The sequence below is a fragment of the Paraeggerthella sp. LCP19S3_G8 genome, assembly GCF_052119225.1.
GTDB classification, from domain to species: Bacteria; Actinomycetota; Coriobacteriia; order Coriobacteriales; family Eggerthellaceae; genus Paraeggerthella; species Paraeggerthella hominis.
Genome location: NZ_JBQKFQ010000002.1, coordinates 276,185 through 299,082, shown reverse-complemented (window position 1 = coordinate 299,082; position 22,898 = coordinate 276,185). Strand labels below are relative to the sequence as shown.

General features: G+C 60.3%; 20 protein-coding genes. 15 read left to right on the top strand and 5 right to left on the bottom strand.

Going from position 1 to position 22,898, the window contains the following annotated elements:
* Window positions 1-30: 30 nt before the first annotated feature.
* From ACTQZK_RS03145 to ACTQZK_RS03135, 3 genes are all read right to left on the bottom strand, one after another.
* Window positions 31-1,053, bottom strand: coding sequence for an IS1595 family transposase (locus ACTQZK_RS03145; RefSeq protein WP_428421357.1), 1,023 nt, complete (start codon window positions 1,051-1,053; stop codon window positions 31-33).
* Window positions 1,054-1,494: 441 nt separating this feature from the next.
* Window positions 1,495-1,743 carry a type II toxin-antitoxin system BrnA family antitoxin gene (gene brnA / locus ACTQZK_RS03140; protein ID WP_114567092.1) on the bottom strand — a complete coding sequence of 83 codons (249 nt, stop codon included), beginning with the start codon at window positions 1,741-1,743 and terminating at the stop codon, window positions 1,495-1,497.
* The gene (locus ACTQZK_RS03135; protein ID WP_441898521.1) at window positions 1,721-1,981 is read right to left on the bottom strand and encodes a BrnT family toxin; all 261 of its coding nucleotides are present in this window, start codon (window positions 1,979-1,981) and stop codon (window positions 1,721-1,723) included. Before ACTQZK_RS03135 ends, brnA begins: the two co-directional genes overlap by 23 nt.
* A gap of 1,272 nt (window positions 1,982-3,253) precedes the next feature.
* Between ACTQZK_RS03135 and ACTQZK_RS03130 the strand changes: the two genes are divergently transcribed.
* From ACTQZK_RS03130 to ACTQZK_RS03115, 4 genes are all read left to right on the top strand, one after another.
* Complete coding sequence (locus tag ACTQZK_RS03130; protein WP_441898430.1) at window positions 3,254-4,372, top strand: site-2 protease family protein; 1,119 nt, start codon at window positions 3,254-3,256, stop codon at window positions 4,370-4,372.
* Between the two features lie 159 nt (window positions 4,373-4,531).
* On the top strand, window positions 4,532-5,599 hold the full coding sequence (gene ispG / locus ACTQZK_RS03125) for a flavodoxin-dependent (E)-4-hydroxy-3-methylbut-2-enyl-diphosphate synthase (protein WP_441898428.1): 1,068 nt from the start codon (window positions 4,532-4,534) through the stop codon (window positions 5,597-5,599).
* Window positions 5,596-7,353 carry a proline--tRNA ligase gene (locus tag ACTQZK_RS03120; RefSeq protein WP_441898426.1) on the top strand — a complete coding sequence of 586 codons (1,758 nt, stop codon included), beginning with the start codon at window positions 5,596-5,598 and terminating at the stop codon, window positions 7,351-7,353. The genes ispG and ACTQZK_RS03120 overlap by 4 nt, the downstream gene beginning before the upstream one ends.
* Before the next feature lie 123 nt (window positions 7,354-7,476).
* Complete coding sequence (locus tag ACTQZK_RS03115; RefSeq protein WP_114567087.1) at window positions 7,477-8,148, top strand: HAD family hydrolase; 672 nt, start codon at window positions 7,477-7,479, stop codon at window positions 8,146-8,148.
* On the opposite strand, the gene ACTQZK_RS03110 is transcribed toward ACTQZK_RS03115, so the two are convergent.
* Window positions 8,136-9,035 (bottom strand): LysR family transcriptional regulator, encoded by a 900-nt coding sequence (locus ACTQZK_RS03110; protein ID WP_114567086.1) that lies wholly within the window; start codon window positions 9,033-9,035, stop codon window positions 8,136-8,138. The two genes, ACTQZK_RS03115 and ACTQZK_RS03110, sit on opposite strands and share 13 nt — an antisense overlap.
* Window positions 9,036-9,273: 238 nt before the next feature.
* Here ACTQZK_RS03110 and ACTQZK_RS03105 point away from each other — a divergent pair, with 238 nt between their 5' ends.
* The 4 genes from ACTQZK_RS03105 (at window position 9,274) to ACTQZK_RS03090 (ending at window position 14,325) form a co-directional block, all read left to right on the top strand.
* The gene (locus ACTQZK_RS03105; RefSeq protein WP_441898424.1) at window positions 9,274-10,296 is read left to right on the top strand and encodes a DMT family transporter; all 1,023 of its coding nucleotides are present in this window, start codon (window positions 9,274-9,276) and stop codon (window positions 10,294-10,296) included.
* A gap of 156 nt (window positions 10,297-10,452) precedes the next feature.
* A complete protein-coding gene (locus tag ACTQZK_RS03100; RefSeq protein WP_441898423.1) occupies window positions 10,453-10,836 on the top strand; it encodes a phasin family protein in 384 nt (127 codons plus the stop codon).
* Between the two features lie 15 nt (window positions 10,837-10,851).
* Window positions 10,852-12,507, top strand: a complete 1,656-nt coding sequence (locus ACTQZK_RS03095; RefSeq protein WP_428421006.1) for an ABC1 kinase family protein — start codon at window positions 10,852-10,854, stop codon at window positions 12,505-12,507.
* 723 nt (window positions 12,508-13,230) lie between these two features.
* Complete coding sequence (locus tag ACTQZK_RS03090; protein WP_216529103.1) at window positions 13,231-14,325, top strand: helix-turn-helix transcriptional regulator; 1,095 nt, start codon at window positions 13,231-13,233, stop codon at window positions 14,323-14,325.
* A gap of 118 nt (window positions 14,326-14,443) precedes the next feature.
* On the opposite strand, the gene ACTQZK_RS03085 is transcribed toward ACTQZK_RS03090, so the two are convergent.
* On the bottom strand, window positions 14,444-16,027 hold the full coding sequence (locus tag ACTQZK_RS03085; RefSeq protein ID WP_216529104.1) for a DEAD/DEAH box helicase: 1,584 nt from the start codon (window positions 16,025-16,027) through the stop codon (window positions 14,444-14,446).
* A gap of 753 nt (window positions 16,028-16,780) precedes the next feature.
* On the opposite strand from ACTQZK_RS03085, the gene ACTQZK_RS03080 reads away from it, so the two are divergent.
* The 7 genes from ACTQZK_RS03080 to ACTQZK_RS03050 all read left to right on the top strand — a co-directional run bounded on the left by ACTQZK_RS03080 (window position 16,781) and on the right by ACTQZK_RS03050 (window position 22,829).
* Window positions 16,781-18,013 (top strand): LCP family protein, encoded by a 1,233-nt coding sequence (locus tag ACTQZK_RS03080; RefSeq protein WP_441898420.1) that lies wholly within the window; start codon window positions 16,781-16,783, stop codon window positions 18,011-18,013.
* Between the two features lie 32 nt (window positions 18,014-18,045).
* On the top strand, window positions 18,046-18,705 hold the full coding sequence (locus ACTQZK_RS03075; RefSeq protein WP_216529106.1) for a YveK family protein: 660 nt from the start codon (window positions 18,046-18,048) through the stop codon (window positions 18,703-18,705).
* A gap of 13 nt (window positions 18,706-18,718) precedes the next feature.
* Window positions 18,719-19,576, top strand: a complete 858-nt coding sequence (locus ACTQZK_RS03070) for a CpsD/CapB family tyrosine-protein kinase (protein ID WP_216529107.1) — start codon at window positions 18,719-18,721, stop codon at window positions 19,574-19,576.
* A complete protein-coding gene (locus ACTQZK_RS03065) occupies window positions 19,573-20,226 on the top strand; it encodes a CpsB/CapC family capsule biosynthesis tyrosine phosphatase (protein ID WP_123191195.1) in 654 nt (217 codons plus the stop codon). Before ACTQZK_RS03070 ends, ACTQZK_RS03065 begins: the two co-directional genes overlap by 4 nt.
* A gap of 248 nt (window positions 20,227-20,474) precedes the next feature.
* Entirely contained in the window at window positions 20,475-20,987 is a 513-nt protein-coding gene (loaP, locus tag ACTQZK_RS03060; protein WP_441898418.1) for an antiterminator LoaP, read from the top strand.
* Window positions 20,956-21,897, top strand: a complete 942-nt coding sequence (locus ACTQZK_RS03055) for a sugar transferase (protein ID WP_441898416.1) — start codon at window positions 20,956-20,958, stop codon at window positions 21,895-21,897. The genes loaP and ACTQZK_RS03055 overlap by 32 nt, the downstream gene beginning before the upstream one ends.
* Before the next feature lie 146 nt (window positions 21,898-22,043).
* Window positions 22,044-22,829 (top strand): sugar transferase, encoded by a 786-nt coding sequence (locus ACTQZK_RS03050; RefSeq protein WP_441898414.1) that lies wholly within the window; start codon window positions 22,044-22,046, stop codon window positions 22,827-22,829.
* Window positions 22,830-22,898 lie beyond the last annotated feature (69 nt).

Below are 22,898 nucleotides of genomic sequence, written 5' to 3'. Positions count from 1 at the left end.
GGCATGCGCTCGGAAAATCGCGTTCCGCTGTTAAACCAGCATTGACACATAGCCGTAGTCCCCGCCGATGACGAACCTGTTCCAGCAGCTCATGAACGGCCGGCTCTCGAGGTGGGTCAGGACCCGCGTGCAGGAGTACGTCCCGGACGCCTCGTGGGAGTAGAGGAGCGCCCTGCGGTCCCCTGCGCCGTTTCGGAACTGCTCGCGGTAGCAGAACCAGTCCAGGTAGCGCTGCAGGCGGCGGTTCGACACGCCGTTGAAGCGCCCCGCGAATGCCTTGAGCCTCGAGTGCAGGGAGTTGACCGCCTCGAGCTCCTTGCTCGGGCGGACCTCGTGCGGCCTGCCCTCCAGGGAGCCGGGGCCGTAGCAGCCCCTCCCGTCGGTCGCGACCGAGCAGGCCGACGGGAGCCTCGCGCCGAGGACCACGGAGACGCTCGCCTTGTCCTCGGCCCCGTCGATCAGCTCGCAGAAGCAGTCTCCCAGCTCGCTGACCCCGCAGAGCACGCAGGCCTTCTTCGCGAGCCCCTCCGAGCCCGCGTCGCGTCCGGTGCGGTGCGCTTCGCGGGGGAGCTCGAACCACGGGCTGCGCGAGTGGTTGCCGGGCAGGGACTCGTGGAAGTACGTCCCGTCCACCTCGAAGGACTCGCCCCGCAGGGGCAGGAGCCTGCGGCCCATGACCTCGCACACGCGCATCCTCATGAACCACGCGGTGTAGAGCGAGACCCCGACCCTCTTCGCGCTCTCGCGCAGGGAGAGCAGGTCCGCCATGCAGGCCGCGAACTCCATCCACGCCGAGGGCGGCAGCTTGGAGCGGCCGAGCAGCCCGAGGCTCCCGGCGCCGAAGGTCCTCGCGCATCCGCGGCAGAGCCAGCGCCGGGACCCGGACGCGTCATGCCCCTTCTTCACGAACGCGGGGCATCCGCACCTCGGGCAGCGGTCGGGCTCGCCTCGGGAGGCGGCCAGGTCCTCGGCGATCGCGCTCTTGAGCGCGTCTGCCAGCTCGCGCTTCTCCTCGAGGGTCATTCTCTTGATCTCGCCCATGGTCAGCTGCATGGATCCTCCTCCTAGACGCTTTCCGAACGATCGCATCATAGAGCAGGCGCCGTTTTTCGCTGTCCCAGTATAGGGACTATGTCAATTTTGGTTTAACAGCGGAAATCGCGTTTGCTGGCAGGTTTTGACGGTTTGCAGTCGTTGCTTCGGCCTTTCGTTTCGCAAGCTGCAAGCGCTTCATCATCGCGCCTGGTCAGAAGCTTGTGCAAAATCGAGGTCGGGGAAAGGCCGCTCGCGGCGTGCATTCGACGACCGCAAACCGTCGGAATCTGCCAGCGAGGCGCCTTTTATGAGCGGAGCAGGCGGGGTGGTGCGGGGTAGCCGGCTTTCATCCAGGCTGCAAGGAAAAGGTCCCGTTTCGTGTCCCGAAAAAGGGCAATGTCGATAGTGACTTACCAACATAACGCAGCCCTTTACAAGAACTCGGACTCTTTCGAGTATTTATACCGCGCGCTTCGATCTCTCTTCGTCGATGCGGTCGGATAACCAGAACTTGATGACTGCTTGCCTGTTGACGGATAGCCGCCCGGCCTCTTCGTCAAGCGCTTCTATCATCCATTCCGGCATGTCAACGTTGACTTTGCGAGTTTCTCGATTGGGACGGCTCGCCTTGTCGAAGTCGAAGTAATCGTTGACGTCGTTGCCGTTGTCGAACCGTTCTACTAGGTTAATGTCGGTCGTCTCGTTCATACTGCATAACCTCCCTTTTGCTCGCGCGCCGTGCGGATATGATCCGTATCGCATCGCCGCGATCAGTCGCGATGGCGGCGATATGCATTCCGTTTACGATCCCGATCGCAAGATAGCGCTTCTCGCCTCGCTTTTTCGCTGGCGCCTTCAGGTAATTGGGATCATCCCAAATAGCTTTAGCTTCCTCGAAACTTATTCCGTGCTTTTCTAGGTTAGCTTCATTTTGCGATGATCGTATTCAAACTGCGCAAAACACACCTTATATATATTCATACTATACCTCATGGGTATTCATAATCAATAAAATGATTTAGTGGCTTGTATTTCGTTGTGCGGATCCGCTGGTACTATCTTAGCTGCGGCATCTTGCGCGTAGATGACGTGCATCCAGCGAAATGCTTGCGCGATCTATCGCGGAGCTTGCTCGTTTCTCGGCTGGTTCCAGCGCGGATCTAGCGCGGTTCCAACGCGCATCTAGCAGAAACCTGTTCGGAATCTAGCCAGAACCTAGCAGGAATCCAGCGCGCGTTGCCCGGATATTGGCCGTTGAATGCAACAAGCCAGGTCAAAGCGTTGAAACGCTCCCTTTGCCAGCCCGGATCTGCGGCGTGTGCACGTGCGCCCGCCACGGTGGAAACCGCAATGGGTACGCATGTGCGCCGCGGTGGAAAACGGTGTAGCGCGCCGAAGTCGATAGTTGCCTTGCCTGCGGTCGGCGAAGGTTGATCGGGCCGAGCTTGCTCTCTGTGCGATTCTTTTCCAAATGTTGCGTTCGAGGGACATGCAGAAAGGCGGCGTTGAATACGGTCGTGCGTTTTGCCTGGTCGCAGATGCCCATTGTTAACGGGCGGGTCTTGACGTACCCTTCGACCGCAACATTTCGAGAAGAATCGAGCGCACGAGCCCGCAAGCGCACGAGCCCGCAAGCGTGCGAGCCCGCAAGCGCACGAGCCCGCAAGCGCACGAGCCCGCGAGCGCTCGGTCCCGCGGGCGCGCGGGCCCGCAAGTGCACGGGTCCGCAAGCGCGCGGGCGCGCAAGTGCGGGCATGGCCGCGCCGGGCGCACCGTCAAGGCGGCTGCGAGCGGGCGTCGAGCCAAGCGCCTCCGCCATCCACTCCAGCATGCCGACACTGACTTCGTAGGCTTCTTCGTTCGGGCGACTCGCCTTGCCGAAATCGAAGCGATAGCCGATGTCGCTGCGGTTGTCGAATCGCTCGAGCGTGCATGCGACCGCGCGGATCTGTCGGCGCTATCCTGGAGTTGTCTCGAACCGGCTCTTTTTGCCGGGTTGGAGGTTGCGTCGGGAATACGCGAACGCTGCCGTGGGTGCAATGCGGCGTACTGGCGTCGGGCTTGCTCGCGAAGATTTCGCGGCAGGTTCGTGGGTTTCTCGTTTGAAAATGGTTCCTTCGCGGTTTCACTTTATACTGGGGCATGACACATTGCCGGCTCTCGGATGCAGCGCTGCATGCTGCAGGAGCGGGGCCGTTAGCGCATAGGAGCTGTGTATATGGACGTAATCCTCATGATCGTGTACGCCACGCTGGTGCTGGGCTTTCTCGTGTTCATTCACGAGGGCGGCCATTACCTGGCGGCGCGCGCGTTCGGCGTGCGCGTGACCGAGTTCATGCTGGGCTTGCCCGGCCCCAGCATCGGTTTCACCAAATGGGGCACGAAGTTCGGCGTCACGCCCATTCTCCTGGGCGGATACGCAAAGGTGTGCGGCATGGAGCCGGGCGAGATGAGCCCGCATCTGGAGCAGGTTCTGGCCGCCCTGTACCGGCGCGGCACCGCCAACATGGAGGACATTGCTGCGGACTGCGGCATTACCGACGACGAGGCCTACGAAGCGCTCGAAGAGCTGACGGAGTGGGGGTCTATCGTGGGCCCCTCGAAGAAGGACCAGTACAACACGTATCGAACGCCGGAGTACGTCCCATCCAAGAAGCAGATCAAGGCCGCCCGCGCCGCCGGCCTTCCCGAACCGGTTGCGGGGGCGCTCGGCGAAGCGCGTCCGGTTTCGGATCCGCATGCGTTCTTCGAATCCGAGTACCGGCAGCAGTATCGCAGCCTGCCGTTTTGGAAGCGCGCGATCATTCTGGTAGCGGGCGTTGCCGTGAACCTGTTGTTCGCCGTGCTGCTGTTCATCGTCTTGTTCTCGGTGGTCGGAATCGACATGCAAAACCCCACCACGGGCGTTCTGCAGCATGTCGTCGTGGGGCCGATTCAGGCTATCCAGATGGGATTTTCGTACATCGGCATGGTGATCCAGCTGATCGCGGGCCTGTTCAATCCGGCGACTGCGGCCGAAACCATGTCCAATTCCTCGTCCGTTATCGGCATCGCGGTCATGTCGAAAGACGCGTTCGAGGGGGGTCTGGTCAACATTCTCCAATTCTTCGCGGCTATTTCGGTATCGCTCGGCATCATGAACCTGCTGCCCATTCCGCCGCTTGACGGAGGCCGTTTGGTCATCGAGCTGTTCCAGAAGCTTGCGCGTCGCACGGTGTCCATGAAGGCCCTCAACTATCTTTCGATGGCGGGCATGGCGCTGTTCGTGTGCTTCTTCTTGGTGATGGCGAATCAAGACATACAAAGGATCATATCGGGCGTCGGCTTCGGCGCGTAAAGCACGCGCTCCGCGAAATCCCTGTGCATTTGCTTCGCCGAGCGGTCAATCAGCGGTAGAATAACCTGCAATGCACTCGTGCGCCCTGTGCCCTTTGGAGCCGGGCGCGGTTCTGCTGCATCGCGTTCGCGATCGGCGGGGATCAGAAACGGAGAAACGATGGCGATCGACGCCAAACCGAACGAACGCACCCGTCGGGTGATGGTCGGCGACGTGCCGCTGGGCGGCGGCGCGCCCGTTGTCGTGCAGTCGATGCTCAACGCGCCGGCCGACGACGTGGCTGCGAACCTGGCCCAGATCCGGGCGCTGGCCGACGCGGGGTGCGAAGTCGTGCGCATGGCCATTCCCCGGCGCGCTTGCCTCGACGTATTCCAGGCCGTGTGCGAGGAATCTCCGCTGCCCGTGGTGGCCGACATTCACTTCGACGCGGGCATCGCGGTCGAGGCGGCGCGACGCGGCGCGGCGAAGCTGCGCATCAATCCCGGCAATATCGGCGGGCTGGCCAAGACCGATGCCGTGCTCGACGCTGCAGGCGAGGCGGGTATTCCCATTCGCATCGGCGTGAACGCCGGTTCGCTTGACGATGCCATTGCGGCTCGCGAGGATCTTTCGCAGCCGGAGAAGCTGGCGCTTTCGGCCGTCGACTACGCGCGCTACTGCGAAAGCCGCGGCTTTCGGGACCTGGTGGTAAGCGCGAAGGCTCATGACGTGATGACCACGGTGCGCACGTACCGCCTGCTCAGCGAAAAGCTTCCGGACGTTGCGCTGCACATTGGCGTCACGGAGGCGGGCACCACGTTCCAAGGCGCCATCAAGAGCGCGTGCGGCCTGGGGATTCTTCTGGAAGAGGGGATCGGCGACACGCTGCGCATCTCGCTTACCGACGATCCCGTGCAGGAAATTCGCGCATGTTGGACGCTGCTTGCGGCGCTCGACCTGCGCCGTCGCGCCCCCGAGCTCATCAGCTGCCCGACGTGCGGTCGCTGCCAGGTCGACCTTATCGGCATGGCGCGGCAGGTTGAGGATCGCATCGCGGGGCTGGACAAGCCGCTCAAGGTAGCGGTCATGGGATGCGTGGTGAACGGACCCGGCGAAGCTGCCGACGCCGATATCGGCGTTGCGTGCGGCAAGGGGTCGGGCGTGGTGTTTTTACAGGGAAAGGTCGTCCGCAAGGTGGAGGAAGAAGCCATCGTGGACGCTTTGATGGAGGAGATTGGAAAGCTATGACGAATTCGAACATCATGCGTATGAGCCAGCTCTACGCCCCCACGCTCAAGGAAGATCCCACCGATGCGGAGATCGCCAGCCATAAACTGCTGCTGCGCGCTGGCTTCATTCGCAAAACGGCGTCGGGCGTGTACACGTTCCTGCCGCTGGGCAAGCGCGTCCTGTCCAAGGTGGAGGGCATCGTCCGCGAGGAGATGGACGCTATCGGCGCTCAGGAGATCATGATGCCCGCGCTGCAGCCGGCGGAGCTTTGGCACGAGTCCGGCCGTTGGAACGATTACGGCCCCGAGCTCATGCGCCTGAAGGATCGCCACGACCATGAATTCTGCTTGGGACCCACCCATGAAGAGCTGCTCACCGCGCTGGTGCGCAACGAGCTGCGCTCGTACAAGCAGCTGCCCCTTTCGCTGTACCAGATCCAGGTGAAGTTCCGCGACGAGATCCGCCCGCGCTTCGGCCTTCTGCGCAGCCGCGAGTTCATCATGAAGGACGCGTACAGCTTCCATGCCGACCAGGAATCGCTGCAGCAAACGTATGACGAGATGAGCGAGGCGTACGGCCGCATCTGCGATCGCATGGGCCTTGACTACCGTCCGGTCGAGGCCGATCCGGGTCAGATCGGCGGCAGCGTGACTTGCGAGTTCATGGCGCTTGCCGAGGCTGGCGAAGCGGAACTCGTTCATTGCTCGTGCGGGTACGCCGCGAACACCGAAGCCGGCGACTGCCTGGCTCGCCCGACCGTCTACGACGTTCCGGCCATGGAAAAGGTTGCGACGCCCGACGTCCACACCATCGCCGAGCTGGCTGCGTTCCTGGACATTCCCGAGTCCTCGACGGTGAAGGCGCTTTCCGGCAAGAACGACGAGGGCAAGCTGGTGGTCATGTTCGTGCCCGGCGATCACGAGCTCAACGAGATCAAGGCTGCCCGTGCGGCTGGCGGGTTCACGCTGCTGACCGACGAGGACATGGAGTCCTTCGGCTTGCACAAGGGTTCGATGGGCCCGGTGGGTCTGCCCGAGGATGCGTACGTGATCGCCGCGCGCAGCTTGCAGGCGGTACCGAAGTGGGTCGTGGGAGCGAACGAGGACGGCTATCACTACGTGGGAGCGCAGCTGGGCGTTGACTTCAAGGTGGACGAATGGGCCGACCTGTGCATCGTGCGTCCCGGCGACAGCTGCCCGACCTGCGGGCTTCCGTTGGAGGGTGCGCGCGGCATCGAGGTTTCCCAGGTGTTCCAGCTAGGCGACAAGTACTCGCGCTCCATGGGCGCCACCTTCATGACGGAGGACGGCTCCGAGCAGCCCTTCCTCATGGGCTGCTACGGCGTGGGCGTTTCACGCACCATGGCCGCCATTGTCGAGCAGCACAACGACGAGAACGGCATCAGCTGGCCGCTGACCGTCGCCCCTGCTCATGTGTGCGTCATTCCGCTGACGGTGGGCGATGACGAGGTGCAGCCTGCGGCCGAGAAGCTGGCGGCCGACCTGTCGCGGATGGGCCTTGAGGTGGCTATCGACGATCGCAAGGAGCGCGCGGGCGTGAAGTTCGCCGACGCGGACCTGATCGGCTGGCCGCTGCAGATCATCGTGGGCAAGCGCGGCCTGGCGGAGCAGAAGGTGGAGATCAAGCGCCGCAGCACCGGTGCGCGCCGCGACATCCCTCTGACCGCGCTGACCGACGCGCTTGCGTTCGCGCAGCGCAACTCGAAGGTGTGGGGCTCCGAGGTTTCGCTCTTCGGCAGCTTGTTCGAATAAAAGACGCGCGCAGGTCCAAGGATAGGGTAGGTTGAGACGAGGCAAGGGGGCACGCTTCCCTTGCCTCGTCCGTTTCACCCGGGACATTGCTTGCGCGCTCGTGTATTGAGGAAGAGAGACGTTGTGCAACGCGACATCCAGGCAGTTCTGTTCGATCTCGACGGTACGTTGCTCGATACGTACGATCTTTTGCTGGCCACGTTTCGCTATGCCACGCGCACGGTGCTGGGCGAAGTCGTTCCCGATGAGGCGCTTATGGCCAAGGTGGGGCAGCCGCTCAACACGCAGATGCGGGATTTCACGGACGACGATTCCGTGCACGAGGAGCTGTGCCGCGTGTACCGGGAGCACAACGCCGTGATCCACGACGACCTCATCAGGCTCTTTCCCGATACGATCGACATGCTGAACCGCCTGAAAGACGAAGGAGTCCCGCTTGGCGTGGTCACTTCGAAGCGGCACGATCCGGCGATGCGCGGCCTCGATTGCTTCAACCTGGCAGGCTACTTCGATTTCGTGGTGGGATCCGACGACTGGCCGGAGCACAAGCCGAGCCCCGGTCCCGTTGCTCACGGGTGTCGGCTGCTCGACCTTCGTCCCGAAGCGTGCCTGTACGTGGGCGATAGCCCCTTCGACATGCAGGCGGGCAACGCCGCGGGATGCGCGACGGCGGCAGCGCTCTGGGGTATGTTCTCGCGGGGCATGCTGCTTGGCGAAAGCCCTACGTACGTGTGCGGGCGCTGCTCGGACGTTCCCCCGTTGCTCGGGATCGGTTCCTCTTCCTACCGAGCCTGATTCGGCTGGCCGTACGTTTTAGCCACCCATTGCTCGGTAACGTCCAAGAACGCCTTCGTCGCGGCCGAGGTTGTTTTCATCGAGCGGACGGCGATGCCGATTTCGCGACTCGTTTCCACTTCGGGAGGCACCACGGCTATGGGGAAGGGAGCGTTGCGCAGGATGAGGTCGGGCAGCACGCTGAACCCCAGCCCTGCGCTCACCATACTCATCACCGCATAGTCGCTGTCGACGGTGAAGCGCACGTTGGCTTCCACGCCGTTGTTGCGGAAGAGCGCTTCCATCTCCGACGACGTTCCGCTGAGCAGCCGTATGTAGGGCTCGCCTGCAAGGGAGCGTGCGGGGAAGCGCGGCGCGTCGGCCAGCGGATGATCCGGGGGAAGCGCCACGAGCAAGGGGTCGTGGCGCAGGGGCAGGGAATCCATTTCCATTTTGATGGGATAGACGAAAAAGCCGCAGTCGGCGTCGCCGCGATATACGGCTTCTTCCAGCGCATCCTCGTCGTCCATGCAGATGAGCTGGAGGTCGATGCCGGGATGCTGGGCCAGAAACGTTTTCGCTATGCCGGGAAACCACTGGGTTGCCGTGCTGGTGAAAGCCGCTACACGGACGATGCCGCTTTCCAGATGCTTGAGTTCGGCCAAGCGCGCTTCCAGCTGTCGTTCGCTGTTGCAGACGTTTTGCATCCAGGGCAACAGGTCCTGGCCCTCCGCCGTGAGGCGCGTGCCGCCGTACTCCCTTACCAGCAAGGTGACGCCCAGATCTCGTTCGAGCGAGTTCACAAGGTAGCTTATGCCGGCTTGGGTGTACCCAAGGTCGTGCGCCGCCTGCTTGAAGCTGCCCGTTTCGGCTACTTTGAGAAGCGCCTCGTATTTCTGATTGCCCATACCGTTCGCCTTTCGCGTCGATATCGTGATTCTCGCGTTTATTGCGCAAACGAACAAGGGGTATGACATGGCTTTACAAGAATTACTTTAATTTTTGAAAAGATAGTCTCGTTTTACTTTTTATAGCCGAACCCGTAGTATGTCGGAAATTCAATCGTAGTCGTGCAAGGCTTCTTGATAGAAGTCTTTTATTTCGTACGCTGTCTGTCGCACCGTCGCGCACGTGGAAGGAGGAGCTGTGGCGAATCGTTCGAGCAAGCGTTGGCCTTACGTGGCTCTTGTCGTTTTGCAGACCGTTATCTTCGGGTCGGGCAACGCCATCACGAAGATGGCGTACGACAGCATCACGCCGCTGTGGTGCCTGGCCATTCGCTTCGGCTTGGCGCTGCTCGTGTTCGCGCTGTTCTTCGGTCCGCGTATCGTGCGCCAGGTCAAGGGCGTGCGCTTGCGCGTTTGGGTGCCTTCGGCCGTATGCATGGCGCTTGCGTACCTCACCTGCAACGTGGCGCTCGATTTGACCACGGCCACCAACGTGGGCTTTCTGGTTGCTTTGCCCGTGGTGTTCGCGCCGCTGCTCTTTTCAGTGGTGAATCGGCGCCGGTACCCTCTGGCCTTCATCCCGTTTCAAGTTGCCGTCGTCGTGGGGCTGTATCTGCTGTGCAACAACGGCGGGGCTCTGACTTTCGGATGGGGCGAGGTCCTGGGGCTTCTGTCCTCCGTTGCGTTGGCGGGGGCACTCGTGTTCGGCGAGCGGGGGTTGGCCGAGCTTGACGCGGTTGCCGTGGCCGGCACGCAAATAGCCATGTCGTTCGTCGTGTCCCTGGTTTGCGCGCTTGCGTTCGAAGCGCCGGTCGATCTGGCTGCCGTGCAGCCGATCGCGTGGGGCACCATCGCGTTTTTGGCCCTGCTTTCTACGTGCCTGACGTTTTTGCTGCAGAACTTGGCGTTGACGGCGCTGCCGTCGTCGTCGGTGTCGCTGCTTTTGACGGGAGAGCCCGTGTTCACCGCCGTGTTCTCGTTCGTCCTGCTTGGCGAGGTGCTTTCCGCTGCCGGTTTTGCCGGGGCCGTCGTTATCGTGTGCGCCGTGATGGCCGCCACGTACGTAGAGGGCCGTCAAGCCTCCGGCGCGCGCGAGCATGCGCTGGCTGCGCGAGGCGCGCTCGAGGGCGTGGCTTCCGCACGCGTGGCGGCTCTTGGGGCGGAAGCCTCGCACGCGGCGCTGCCCGACCAACTGGCGCTCGCCCGCGAGAACGCTGCATAGCGGCGGTTCGCATTCAGTTCGGGGCTCCGCTTCTCTGCATTTGCATTCACATGACGGTTTCCTTGCGCGCATTGCCCTTTTCGCCGATTTAGTGCATCATGATTGCAAAGGCTGGGTTTTCGATTGCCCGGCGAATCGCAGGCGAAGGAGGCATCCATGGCTAACCTCAGCGACGGATTCAAAGACATTTTCTTGGCCGGTATCGGCGCTATGGCTATTACCGGGGAGAAGACCAAGGAGCTTGTCGATCAGTTGATCGCAAAGGGCGAACTCACGGTTGATCAAGGCAAAGAGATCAACACCGAGCTCAAGCACAAGGCCGAGGACGCCGTGTCCGCCATGCGCTACGACATGCTCGAGGCGCGCATGGCCGCTATGACGCCCGAAGAGCGAGCCGAGTTCGCCGCCAAAGCCGCGGAGTTCGCTGCGAAGGCGGATTCCAAGCCGGCCGACGTCGAAGTGGGCGATGCGTCTTGCGTCGAGGTGGACGATCCTGCCAAGAGCGAAGAGCGTGCCGACCAGCAGGTTCCCGGCGCATAGCGTGCGAATGAACGCATGATCGACAACACCGTACTCAAGCACTTCTTCAGCACCGGCGCGGACATCGATCCGGAAGGGCGCTTCAATCTCAACCGGAAGACGAGGGCGCGCCGGCTGAAGGAGATATATTCGATCCTTCAGAAGCATCGCGTGCTGCACGGCTTCACGCCCGAAGGCTTTCGAGCCATGCTGGAAGATCTGGGCCCGAGCTTCGTCAAAATCGGGCAGACCCTTTCCACGCGCTCGGAGATTCTTCCGAAGGCTTACTGCGACGAGCTTGCAAAGCTGCAGATGGAGTGCGACCCTCTGCCGTTCGACCAGATACTCGCTGCGCTCAATGACATGTACGGCGATGCGCAGGGGGATTTGTTCGACGCCATCGACCCCACGCCGCTTGGCAGCGCGTCGCTTGCGCAGGTGCACAAAGCTCGCCTTGCGACGGGGGACGTCGTGGCCATCAAGATACAGCGGCCGGGCGTGAAGGCCACGATGGCGCAGGATATCGATATCATGCGCACGATGGCGCGCCAGGCGTCGCGCTTCATGAAAGACGAGCAGATGCTCGATCTGCGCGACGTGGTCGAGGAGCTGTGGGCCACGTTTCTTGAGGAAACCGACTTCCAGCGCGAGGCGGCGAACCTTGAAGAGTTCGCGCGCTTGAACGCGAACGTGGCGTTCGTCGACAGCCCTCGGGTGTACCCGGAGCTTTGCAGCGAATACGTGCTGGTCATGGAATATATCGACGGCATTCCCATCTTGGCGGTCGATCGGTTGCACGCCGCTGGGTATCAGCTTGAAGAGATCGGCGAGAAGATCCTCGACAACTATGCCACCCAGATTCTCGATCACGGGTTTTTCCATGCCGACCCGCATCCGGGCAACCTGCTTATCCGCAACGGCAAGGTGGTGTATATCGACCTGGGCAACATGGGTCGCCTGTCGCCGCGCGACCGTGCGGGCTTCGGCAGCATCATAGAAGCGGTGGGCATGCAGGATTCCGCGGAGCTTAAAGATGCTCTCATGTCGTTCGCCTCTTCGAAGGACAACGGGGTGATCGACCATACGCGTTTCCTGGCCGACCTTGATTTGTTGCTGAGAGATTACGGGTCATGCGATGTGGCCGATATCGACATTGGCGAGTTTCTTGCCGATATCCTTATGCTCACGCGTTCTTGCAAGGTCACGCTGCCGTCCTCTATCACCAGCGTGTCGCGCGGCATCGTGACGTTGGAAGGAACCATTGCGCCGTTCATTCCCAATGAAAGCGTCGTCGGCATCATCAACGCGCATATTCAACGATCGAAGGATCCGCAAGACAAGCTGATCTCGGCCGTCGAGGATCTGGTGCTTGCGCTGCGCTCGTCCGCGAACGGCGCGCTCGGCGCGGCCCAGTACTCAGGTGAAGCGCTCAAGATGCTCACGCGCGGGCAGCTGAAGATGAACATGGAGGTGCTTGGATCCGAAGCGCCGCTGTCCAAGCTGGCCAAGATCATCAACCGCTTGACCATGGGAATCATCATCGCCGGGTTGTTCATCGGCTCGTCCATGCTGTCGCTGTCCACAATGGAGCCCCGGCTTCTGGGCGTGCCCGTCCTGGCGTTCTTCGGCTATCTGGGTGCTGCCATTTTGTCTATCTGGGTGATCGTCGACATTCGACGCCGTAGAGTTTGAGGCTTTTCGCCGAGGGATGCGCGACCGGATGGGCCGATGGGTCTCGCGGTGTGGGCGGGCGTTCGCGGGTTCAGCGGTCTCGCAGCGCGGCCGCGCGATGCGGGAGGGAGGCCCCTGGCTTCCGCTGCGAAGACGCTATCCAACGGAGGGGTCGGGCTTGCGCACGAAAAACCGCTCCCGCTGGCAGCTTTTGACGGTTTGAGGTCGTTTGGTCGCACGTAAAGAGTGCTCGTGAAAGTGCAGCGCGCCAAGTCGAAGCTGTGATCAGGCAAAACGAAAATCGGGTTGAGCGTCAACAAGAGCAGCACCCGATTCGACGACCTCAAACCGCAAGAACCTGCCATCGGGGGCGGTTTTTCGTGCGCAAGATCGCGTTTGGCGCGACCGTTTGCCCGAACGCTCGGTGGGTCCTGCGACCACGCGGCCGGGCGTTCGCTTCGCGGCGGGTTTCAGATGGATCGCTCGTGGTAAGGAGCCTTGTTCAACGCCCTGTGGAAACGCCTGTGTCGACGGTTTCCGCATGGTGTGCGTTTGCATTCGGTGCGAACGCGCGAATGGGCAGTGCGAGCGTGAAACCGCAGCTTGCGATTGTGCGACCTGCGTTGCTCCCGAGAGCGCAACCAAAAGTTGCGCAAGATTCCAACTGAAATTGGTCGCGCTCGAAGCGTTGCAACCGTACTCTTTTCAATACGCTATGATGAGCGAAACGAGAAAGGGAGCACGATGAACGTAGAGATCGCGCAGCGTCTGGCCGAGCGTCGCAAACAAGCCGGGTTGTCTCAGGAGGCTTTGGCCGAGAGGCTGGGCGTGTCGCGTCAGGCCGTGTCGAAATGGGAGCGGTCCGAGTCTTCCCCCGACACCGATAACCTGATCGCGCTCGCGCAGCTGTACGGGGTGTCGCTGGACGATTTGCTGTACGTGGACGAAGGCATGCAAGATGACGTGATATTCGAGGCGGCCGACCGGGCTTCCGAGCGCGAGGCGACGGCCTGCGAGAATCGCGATGAGTCCAGTGCGAAGGAAGCGCCTACGGACGACGAGGTCCCGAATACGGAGAACCCTTCCAAAGTGCGCATAGGCGTCGGGGGCATCCACGTGGAGGACGGCGCGGAGAAAGTTCATATTTCCTGGCGCGAAGGAATTCACGTAATCGATGGAGAGAAGGGCGAAGAGGTGCATGTCGGGTGGAATGGCGTGCATGTGAAAAGCCCCAAGAACGGCCCGGATGACGACGAGGTCTTCATCGACGGCGATAACGTGGTCATCAACGGCGAGCAGTTCGATAGCTGGCACGACGCTCACGCCAAGTACGGCCATCGGGGCAGTGGCCGGTGGGACGATCCGTGCGGCTACACCGTGCAGGGCGAGCGCTTCGAGACGCTTGACGATGCCCGCGCGAAGTACGGTGACGAGGTGGGGAAGAGCATCCCGGTTCGCAAGCATTATCTGCGCGAGTTCGAGCGGTCATGGCTGAAGTTTCCCTATCCGCTCGTGGTTATTCTGGCGTACCTGCTGATCGGCATCATGAACGGGCAATGGGGGATGGGCTTGTTCCTGTTCTTCACCGTGCCGCTGTACTATATGGTGGGCCATGCCGTGGGGCGTCGGCGCATCGCTCCGCTTATTGCCGGAGCGTATCCGCTGGGAGTGACGGCTTGGTTTTTCTACATGGCGTTCGTTCTGAGCCAGCCGCATCCGGCTTGGGTGGCGTTTCTGACCATTCCGTTGGTGGAGTGGCTTGTGTTCAGCCTTTCCCATTGGTGGCGCGATCGCAAGCGTCGCAAAGCCGCTGCTCAGAGCGCCCCTATCGACGTGTAGGGGGAAGGTGCGGGATGGATTTGCCTCTTTTTCAGCCGTTATTTCTTCCCTGTATGTAAAAGCGCCCCGGTCGTTAACAACCGGGGCGCTTTATCGTAGATTGTACGTTTCGGGCGGCTTAGACGAAGCGGCTGTAGTCGTACGTAGCGGGCTTGTTGTGCTTGCTACGCTGCTTCTTGGCCTTCTCGTTCGCCTGATGCTCGGCGTTGCTCTTCTTCGAGACGCGCTTGGCCGCGTTGGAGTAGTTCTTGGAAACGTTCTCGCGCTTTTGGCCCTCGAACTTGCGGTCGAAGCATCCCTCGCGCTTCGGTCCCTCGCTGCGCTTGCCTTCAGGGCGGTTGCTGCGTCCGGGACGGTTGTCCTGGTCGCGCTTGCCCGCAAAGCTCTTGCCTTCCGAACGCTTCCCATCGAAGCTCTTACCGGCGGGGCGCTTGTTGTCGCGATTGCCGTCACGTCCGCTTGCGGAGGAGCGGTTGCCGTTATAGGAGCGGCCGCTGCTCTTGCCGCCCTTGCCCTTGTAGCCGCCGCTGCGCTGACCTGCGCCCTTTTTCGGCTTCTCGAGCACGGAAAGGCTCAGCTCGTAGGTTTCCAGCTCCATAAGCGGGATATCCTTGCCGATCAGCTTCTCGATGTCGCGCATGGTGCGGCTGGACTCGCGGGTGACGAAAGAGATGGCGTAGCCCTGCTCGCCCGCGCGGCCCGTGCGGCCGATGCGGTGCACGTAGTCCTCGGGCATGTCGGGCAGGTCGAAGTTGATGACGTGGTCCACGTCGGGCACGTCGATGCCGCGCGCCAAAACGTCGGTAGCCACCAGGATGGACGTCTTGCCGCGACGGAAGTTCTCGAGCGCGCGACGACGCTGGCCCTGGCTTTTGTCGGAGTGGATGGACTCGGCGCGGAAGCCGGCGTCGCACAGCGCCTCGGCGCAATCCTCGGTGCGGTTCTTGGTGCGGGCGAACACGATGACGCGCTCGGAGCCCTTTTCGTTCAGCACGGCCTGCAGCAGTTCGGGCTTCTCGTGGTTCTTGATGGGCATCATGAACTGCTCGACCGTTTTGGCGGTCTCGCCGTTGCGGGCGATCTCGACAATCGCGGGGTCGTTCAAAAGCGAGCCCAGGTTCTTCTGGATCGACTGATCGATGGTGGCCGAGAACAGAAGCGTCTGGCGGCATTCCGGCGTAGCGTCCACAATGGTGGTGACGTCGGGCAAAAAGCCCATGTCAAGCATGCGGTCGGCTTCGTCAAGCACCAGCGTTTCGACGCTCTTCAGGTCCACTACGCCACGCGACATGAGGTCCTTCAAGCGGCCCGGGGTGGCGATGAGCACGTCGGTGCCGCCGCGCAGCTCCTTGATCTGCGGGCCGTAGGGCGTGCCGCCGAAGACCGTGGTCACGAAGTGGCCGGTCTTGCGCGAGATCTGCATGCAGGTGCGAGCGATCTGCTGCGCAAGCTCGCGGGTGGGGCTGACTACCAGCACGCGAGGCGCGCGGTTGCGGCCCTTGAGGCGGGGCAGGGTGGACAGCGTGGGCAGCAGGAACGCGGCGGTCTTGCCGGTGCCGGTGCTGGCGGCGGCAATCAGGTCGCGGCCTTCCATGATCAGCGGAATGGACTGCTCTTGTACGGGGGTGGGGTTCTCGTAGCCCAGACGCTCAACTGCGGCAAGCGCAGCTTCGGAAAGGCCGAGGTCGGCAAATTTGGACATATTCTGTTCCGTTCTCTTCATGCGCGCCTTCATGCGCGCTGGTTGTTCGCATGCGCCCTCAGCTCCCCCTGCAAGAAGGGGACGGCTCTAAGCGCTGCCCTGTTCGCACCCGCTCCTGCGGCGTGCATTGCGCTTGACCCGAGCCGCTTATCTCAATCTGTTTGGCGAAACTATGCGAACGCGCGAAAAGAAACGAGAAAGAATTTCGTGTGAAGCGACCATCTAGTATGGCCCTTGCGGCTTCATATAGGAAGAGAGAACGCCCAGAAACACGTTGAATGTGTGCGAATCTCCACGGAAGCCGGGTCTGGCGACTGCACGTTTGGCCTTGCCCGTTTAGTAGCGGCGAGCGTGTGGAAGACGTTCGCGGTTGTTTGCCTGCCGTCTGCGGTACAGGGACGAAGCGGCACGAAAAAAAGAAAAATCTCCTGCCGAAACGATAGGTTTTTCGATGGATGTAGGCGCTGTGTTGATCTCGAAAAAAATTTATGCGAAACGATAAATGATAATTTTACAAATATGCAGTTGATCTGCGAAAACAAAAAATCGGGGGGGGGGGTGCTTTTTGCCATATGCCAAATTCTTGTTGCTAAAGCGATATCTTGCCAGTATGATTGGGAGAAAAGTTGAGATGATTAATACATATCAAACCGATTCATGCTATAAACCTATCGAACATAGCGTGCATCGGGGAGGCAAGAGCGCGAAAGCGCTCTTTTAACGACAAGCGAGAACGGAACAGCTGAACCTTTTATGGAACCGCGTGATAACTACAATCGCATGACGCCCGGCAGACACGGCACCCCCGAGCAGCCTGGCCGCCCTTACGACCAAGCTCGTAGGGCGAACGGTGCTGCGCCTGTTCCTGAAGTGGCCCACAGCATGCCTCAAGGAGGTCAGCGCCCTTACGGGGCCCCGGCCCGGCCCGTGCAGGGCGGCTATCAGCCAGCGGGCGTTCATGCCGGCCAGCCTTCCGGATACCCTTCCTCGAACGATGACATCATTCGCGTCCGCAAAAAGCGCCGCAAGCATAAGAAGCTCAAGCGCGCACTTCTCATCATCGCCGTTGTGCTGGTGGTTCTCGTTGGAGGTACCGCTGCGTACGCAGGCTGGTACACCAGTACGCTCGCCGGCAACATGGCCATGGATGCTCAAGAGAAATCCCAGCTCGATACCGTTTTGACCCCTGCCGACAACCAGCAGAAGCCCTTCTATGTGCTGCTGGTGGGTTCGGATAACTGGGAAACGTACGGCGAGCGCTCCGACGCGCTCGTGTTGACGCGCGTCGACCCCGTCAACCACGCCATTACCATGGTGTCCGTGCCGCGCGACACGCCCTACATGCTCAATGGCGGTAAAACCAAGATCAACCAGGCGTTCGCCGAAGGCGGTGCCGTGGGCGCGGTTACGGCTGTGCAGCAGTTGACCGGCGTTCCCATCACCTACTATGCCGAGATCGAGTTCGCTGGTCTGGCCGAGTTCGTCGACTCCATGGGCGGCATCTACGTGGATGTTCCGTACACCATTGATTACGAGGTGTACACCAAGGACCAGCCCGCTGTTCATATCGAGGCCGGCAACCAGCTGCTCGACGGCAGCGAATGCGTCGCCCTCGCGCGCATGCGCACCGCGTACGGCGACGATCAGGACGCCATACGCCAGTCCAACGTGCGCGCTATGGTTATGGCTTTGCTGAAGAGCGTGCTCCAGGCGCCGCCGGCAGAGATCCCCGGCCTGGTGCAGCGCCTTTCCGCGTGCGTGACCACCAACATGGAGCTGCAGACCATGATCTCTCTGGCTATGGATTTCGCTCAGTCGGGAAGCCCTTCCATCTATACCTGCACCGGCCCTTACAAGGGCGATATCGATCCGGATACGGGACTTTGGCTGTGCTATGAGAATCCCGAAGGCTGGAAGGCGTTGATGGAGGCCGTCGATGCGGGCAAGAATCCGGAGTCCGTGGGACTGAAGGTTGAAGGTAAGTAGCGGGACGCCGCTGATAATAGAAAGATGATCGCATGACACTGCTCGAACTGTTCAAACTGCTTCGCAAGCACTTGGCCTTGGTCATTGTGCTCCCGATCGTCCTTGCCGTAGCAACGGCGGGCGTGAGCTGGGGCCTTCTTGACAACCAGTACACGGCCAAGGTGTCCGTGTACGTCCTGAACTCCAAGGAAAAAGAAGGTACGGCTAATACCACTGCCTACAACGACCTGACTGCTAGCCAGCTCATGGCCAACGACATTGCCACCCTGGCGAAGTCGGACACTGTGCAGGAGAAGACGGCTCAGTCGTTGGGCATGGAGTCGTTGAAGGGTTACAAGATCTCGGTCGAGTCGAGCACGACCACGCGCGTCATCGACATATCCGTTACGGCGGAGAAGGCCGAGGCGGCGTCCATCGTGGCGAACGAGATCGCCAAGGTGCTGTCTACGGTTGCCCAGCAGGTCATGGGCGTGGAGAGCGTGAACGTGGTTGACCAGGCCAAGGTTCCCGTAGAGCCGTCGGGCCCGTCGCGCGCTATGTACACGGCAGTCGCGTTTTTGGCCGGCATCTTTTTGGCTGTTGCCATCGTAGTAGTGCTGGACATGGTGAACACGCGCGTCCGCAATCCTGAAGAAGCCGAAGAGTTGCTGGGCTTGCCGGTTATCGGCCGCATACCCACCATCAAGAACTAGGGAGGAGAGAGTCGTGGCCAAGAAAAAGAAGTCTGCATCCAACGCGCTCGAAGTGCAGAACGCGGCGAAGACCCTCTTCGCGAACATTCGCTTCATGTCGCCCGACAATCCTATTCGCACCATCGTGATTACCAGTTCGGTGCCGAACGAGGGCAAGTCGACCTGCTCGGTGGAGCTTGCGCGCGCCATCGCTACGTCGGGCAAGACCGTGCTGCTGGTGGAGGCCGACATGCGTCGCCGTACGTTGGCCGATGCCTTGAACGTGCGCCCTCCCGCAGGCGTGTATTCGGTGCTGACCGACGCCGCTCCGCTTTCCCAGGCGGTTGTCGCCACGTCTACGCCCAACATGTACTTCCTGGACGTCGAGCCGAACATCCCGAACCCGGCCGACATCATCTCGTCGAAGCGCTATGCCAAGCTGGTGACGCTTTTGGAAGAGAATTACGATTACGTGGTGTTCGACACTCCGCCGGTTGGAACGTTCATCGACGCGGCTATTCTGTCCACGCTGGTGGACGGCACCGTGATGGTGGTGAAGCCGAACTCAACCAAGCGCACCGAGCTTTTGGATGCGTGCGAGCAGTTGAAGAAGGCCGACGCCAATATCCTGGGCATCTGCGCCACATTCTGCGAGGGAACCGGCTCCGAATACTACTACGCGTACTACACTCAAGACGGCAGTCGATTGAAGGACGGCGCGGATAAGGTTATCCCGCAGGCGCAAGCTGTGCCCGGTCGTTCTTCTCGTGTTCAAAATGCTCCTCAAGTGAACCGCGGGGTCTCTCGTCATGGCGTAGAGGCAAGCCAAGCAGCCAATCGTGCCACATACGTATCGTCCAACCCGGCAGGGAAGGGGCGTAACGGTCGATGAGGGACATGCACTGCCATATCCTTCCCGGCGTTGACGACGGCGCGCGCGACCTGAACGAGTCGCTTGCCATGTTGGACGCCGCTCAAGCTGCGGGCGTTACGTCTATCGTATGCACGCCTCATTGCCGCGATCCGTATTTCGACTACGACGCCATGTGGGATGCTTACGAGCTGCTGGTGGCGCACGCGGGCGGCTTTCCGCTGACCATGGGCTTCGAAGTGAACCATGCCAAGCTCATGGATTTGGGCATGGAGTGGGCCGACCGTCTGTGCTTCGATGGGACCAACGAGTTTCTGCTGGAGCTTTCCACGCGGGCTCGCAAGCCCGACTTCGAGGTGTACGAGCGAACCATCTACGAGCTGCAGGGCAAGGGCTTTCAGGTGATCATCGCGCATCCCGAGCGCTACAAGGCCATTCAGGAGGATGTCGAGGTGGCGCGAAGGCTGGTGAAGAAGGGCTGTAAGCTGCAAGCTTCTGCGGACTTCGTTGCTGGCGGCAGGATGGGCGCCGAACGAAAGCCCGCGAAGCGGCTGTTCGACGAGAACCTGTACTCGTACATTGCCAGTGACGCTCACCGCGTTGAGCATTACGGGTATTTGGCGGAGGCCAGGAAGAACTACCGGACGCGTGGAGCTCACGCCCGTATTTAGAAGCAGCTTCCTTCTGCTAGCTCTCCTGAAAAGGGAGGTCTAGCAGCAGGAAACTGCAACCGCCGCGAAAGCGGCAACCGGCTGCGAAGCGCTTGGGCGCTGATGCGGCTGCCATATCTTGAGGAAAGCGGGATCGTCGCTGGGAGCGCGTTCCGGATCAATCAGGAAAACATATCGTTGTTGTAGCCTTCGGTCGAAAGGTCGGGGCGAAGCTATGTCTTTACCGTTTTGACCGGGGAGGTGGTGGCATGTGGTACGTTGTGCAAACCATCGGCGGCCAGGAAAAGCACGTGCTTGACTTGATGCAAAAGCTAGTCGAGCCGGGCCTTATCGAAGAATCGTTCATACCTCGATACGAGGTGAAGAAACGCATCAAAGGGGAGTGGCGCACATCGCAAGAGGTGCTGCTCCCTGGGTATATATTTGTAGTAAGCGATAAACCTAACAAGTTGAAAGTCGCTTTACGGGATATCCCCAAGTTCACGCGACTTCTTTCCAACAACGATGTGTTCGTTCCCCTGAATGATCAGGAAGTTGCCTTCATCAACGCATTCACGAAACCCGACCAGCGCGTGATCGAGTTTTCGAGCGGCGTGATAGAAGGCGACCAGATCGTGATCCTCAACGGCCCGCTTATGCATCAGACGGGTTTGATCAAGAAGATAGACCGCCACAAGCGGCTGGCCTACTTGGACATCGAGATTATGGGCAGAACGAAAACCGTCAAAGTTGGATTGGAAATTGTTCAAAAACGATTCTGACAAATCAATAGATATGCTGGCTAGCGGGGGAGCGGCTGTGCTTGCGAACGATGGGGCGGCTACCGGGTGCGTCGAGGTGACGGAAGCGGGGGCTTCCGACGCGAATACGAGCAAACCGCTCGACGAAAAGTCTGATAACGGCGGTTATGTAAGGACGAGCGCGGGGGTTGGGGATGAAGACGGCGCAGGGGTGGATGCGGCGCAGAGCACCCTCTCGAACGAGGAGGCCGCCGAAGCCGAGAATCTTGAGCCTGTTGTCGCGAATACCGATCGACGCTTAGTCTATCGCGTCGTCAAAAGAACTTTTGACGTAGTGTTTTTAATAGGGGTTACGGTAGTGCTCGCTATTCCGGTCGCAATTGCCTGCGTGGCGATTCTCATGGAAAGTCCCGGCGCTCCCATGTACTCGCAGGAGCGCATTGGGAAGGGCGGCAAGGTGATTCGCGTGCTCAAGCTGTGCAGCATGGTCGCCGATACCGACGACGTGGAGAAGCACTTGGATCCCGATCAACTTAAGCAGTGGGAGATGGAACGCAAGGTGGACGACGATCCGCGTGTGACTCTCGTAGGTGAGTTCATTCGCAAAACCTCGCTTGACGAATTGCCGCAGTTTCTGAACGTCCTCAAAGGCGGCATCCCTTTGCACATGTTAAAAACGCGCCCGGAGTTCTCTATGAAGTATAAGGGTGCGTTCGCGCTTCCCGCCAGATTAGCACGAACTCGAATTGCGGCATCCCTGCAGTTCAGGTCTGCTATTTGCGCCATTGTAGGGGTGCCGCAAGATCTTTTCGAATATTCTATCGCCGGGTACGGCGAGATGCGAGGGGTTTTTGCAAAACGCGACTTTCGCATCGATTCTCCCCTTCTTGGCCGCTTTTTGTCCGTTTCGCGCAACGGGCTTTCGATCTAGGCAGGACGAGACGATGGGAACTCTGAGTTCGCACCGATCCGGTGCAAAGCAAATTTATTTGTCGGTAGGGCAGCTCTCTGAAGATGAGGCGGAATCGTGATGTTTGAGAAAGCGAAAGAAAACATTCTCGGGGGGGGGGGGGTGCTATGTCCCCTGCGGTAACTTCTAATGAAAACATTGAATATAGCAATGATGGGATGCAAACGTTTGAGTTCCAAACGCTGCATAGTGATATCGTAAAGGGTGTCGCTTTTCCTGAAGCGAACGTTCTTGAATCTCAGGAGTGCTTCAAACCCGGCGCTCCTAAGTTTGCTGCGAAATGTAAGGAGCTCGACAGCCGGTCTTTTGGATATCGATTCGTTAAACGTCTACTCGATGTCGCGTTTAGTCTATGCGTGGTTGTTGTGGGGTTCGTTCCGTGCTTGGTGCTCTGTGGGGCGATAGCGCTGGATACGAAGGGGTCGCCAATTTATACGCAGGAGCGTATTGGAAGATGCGGAAAACCATTCCGTATATTTAAATTTCGGACGATGGTTGCCGACTCGGAAAATGTCGAGAAATATCTCTCTCCGGAACAGCTGGAAATGTGGAATAGGGAACGAAAGGTCGACAACGATCCGCGCATTACTCCGCTGGGAAGAGTTCTTCGTGGCACATCGGTAGACGAGCTTCCCCAGTTTATTAACGTGATACGTAACGATTTCCCTTTGCGCATATTAAAAACGCGCCCGGAGTTCTCTGAGAAATCCATGGGTGCGTTCGCGCTTCCCGCCAAATCTAGCACGAACAAAGGAAAGGCGTTTTCGCAGGTCGTGAGCTGTTTTGCGAACGGCCTGCGGATGCGTCGCATCTCTAAATTCAATTGTAACCGCATCCGTGGCATGGAAGCCCAATTTCTTGCAAAACCCGTTTTCGGGGCGGTGTGCGCATAGTGGCCAGGAAGGTTTTGGCCCTAGCTTTCAGGAACGCTATCGCCTCTCCCGGGGCTAATCCGGGTCGTG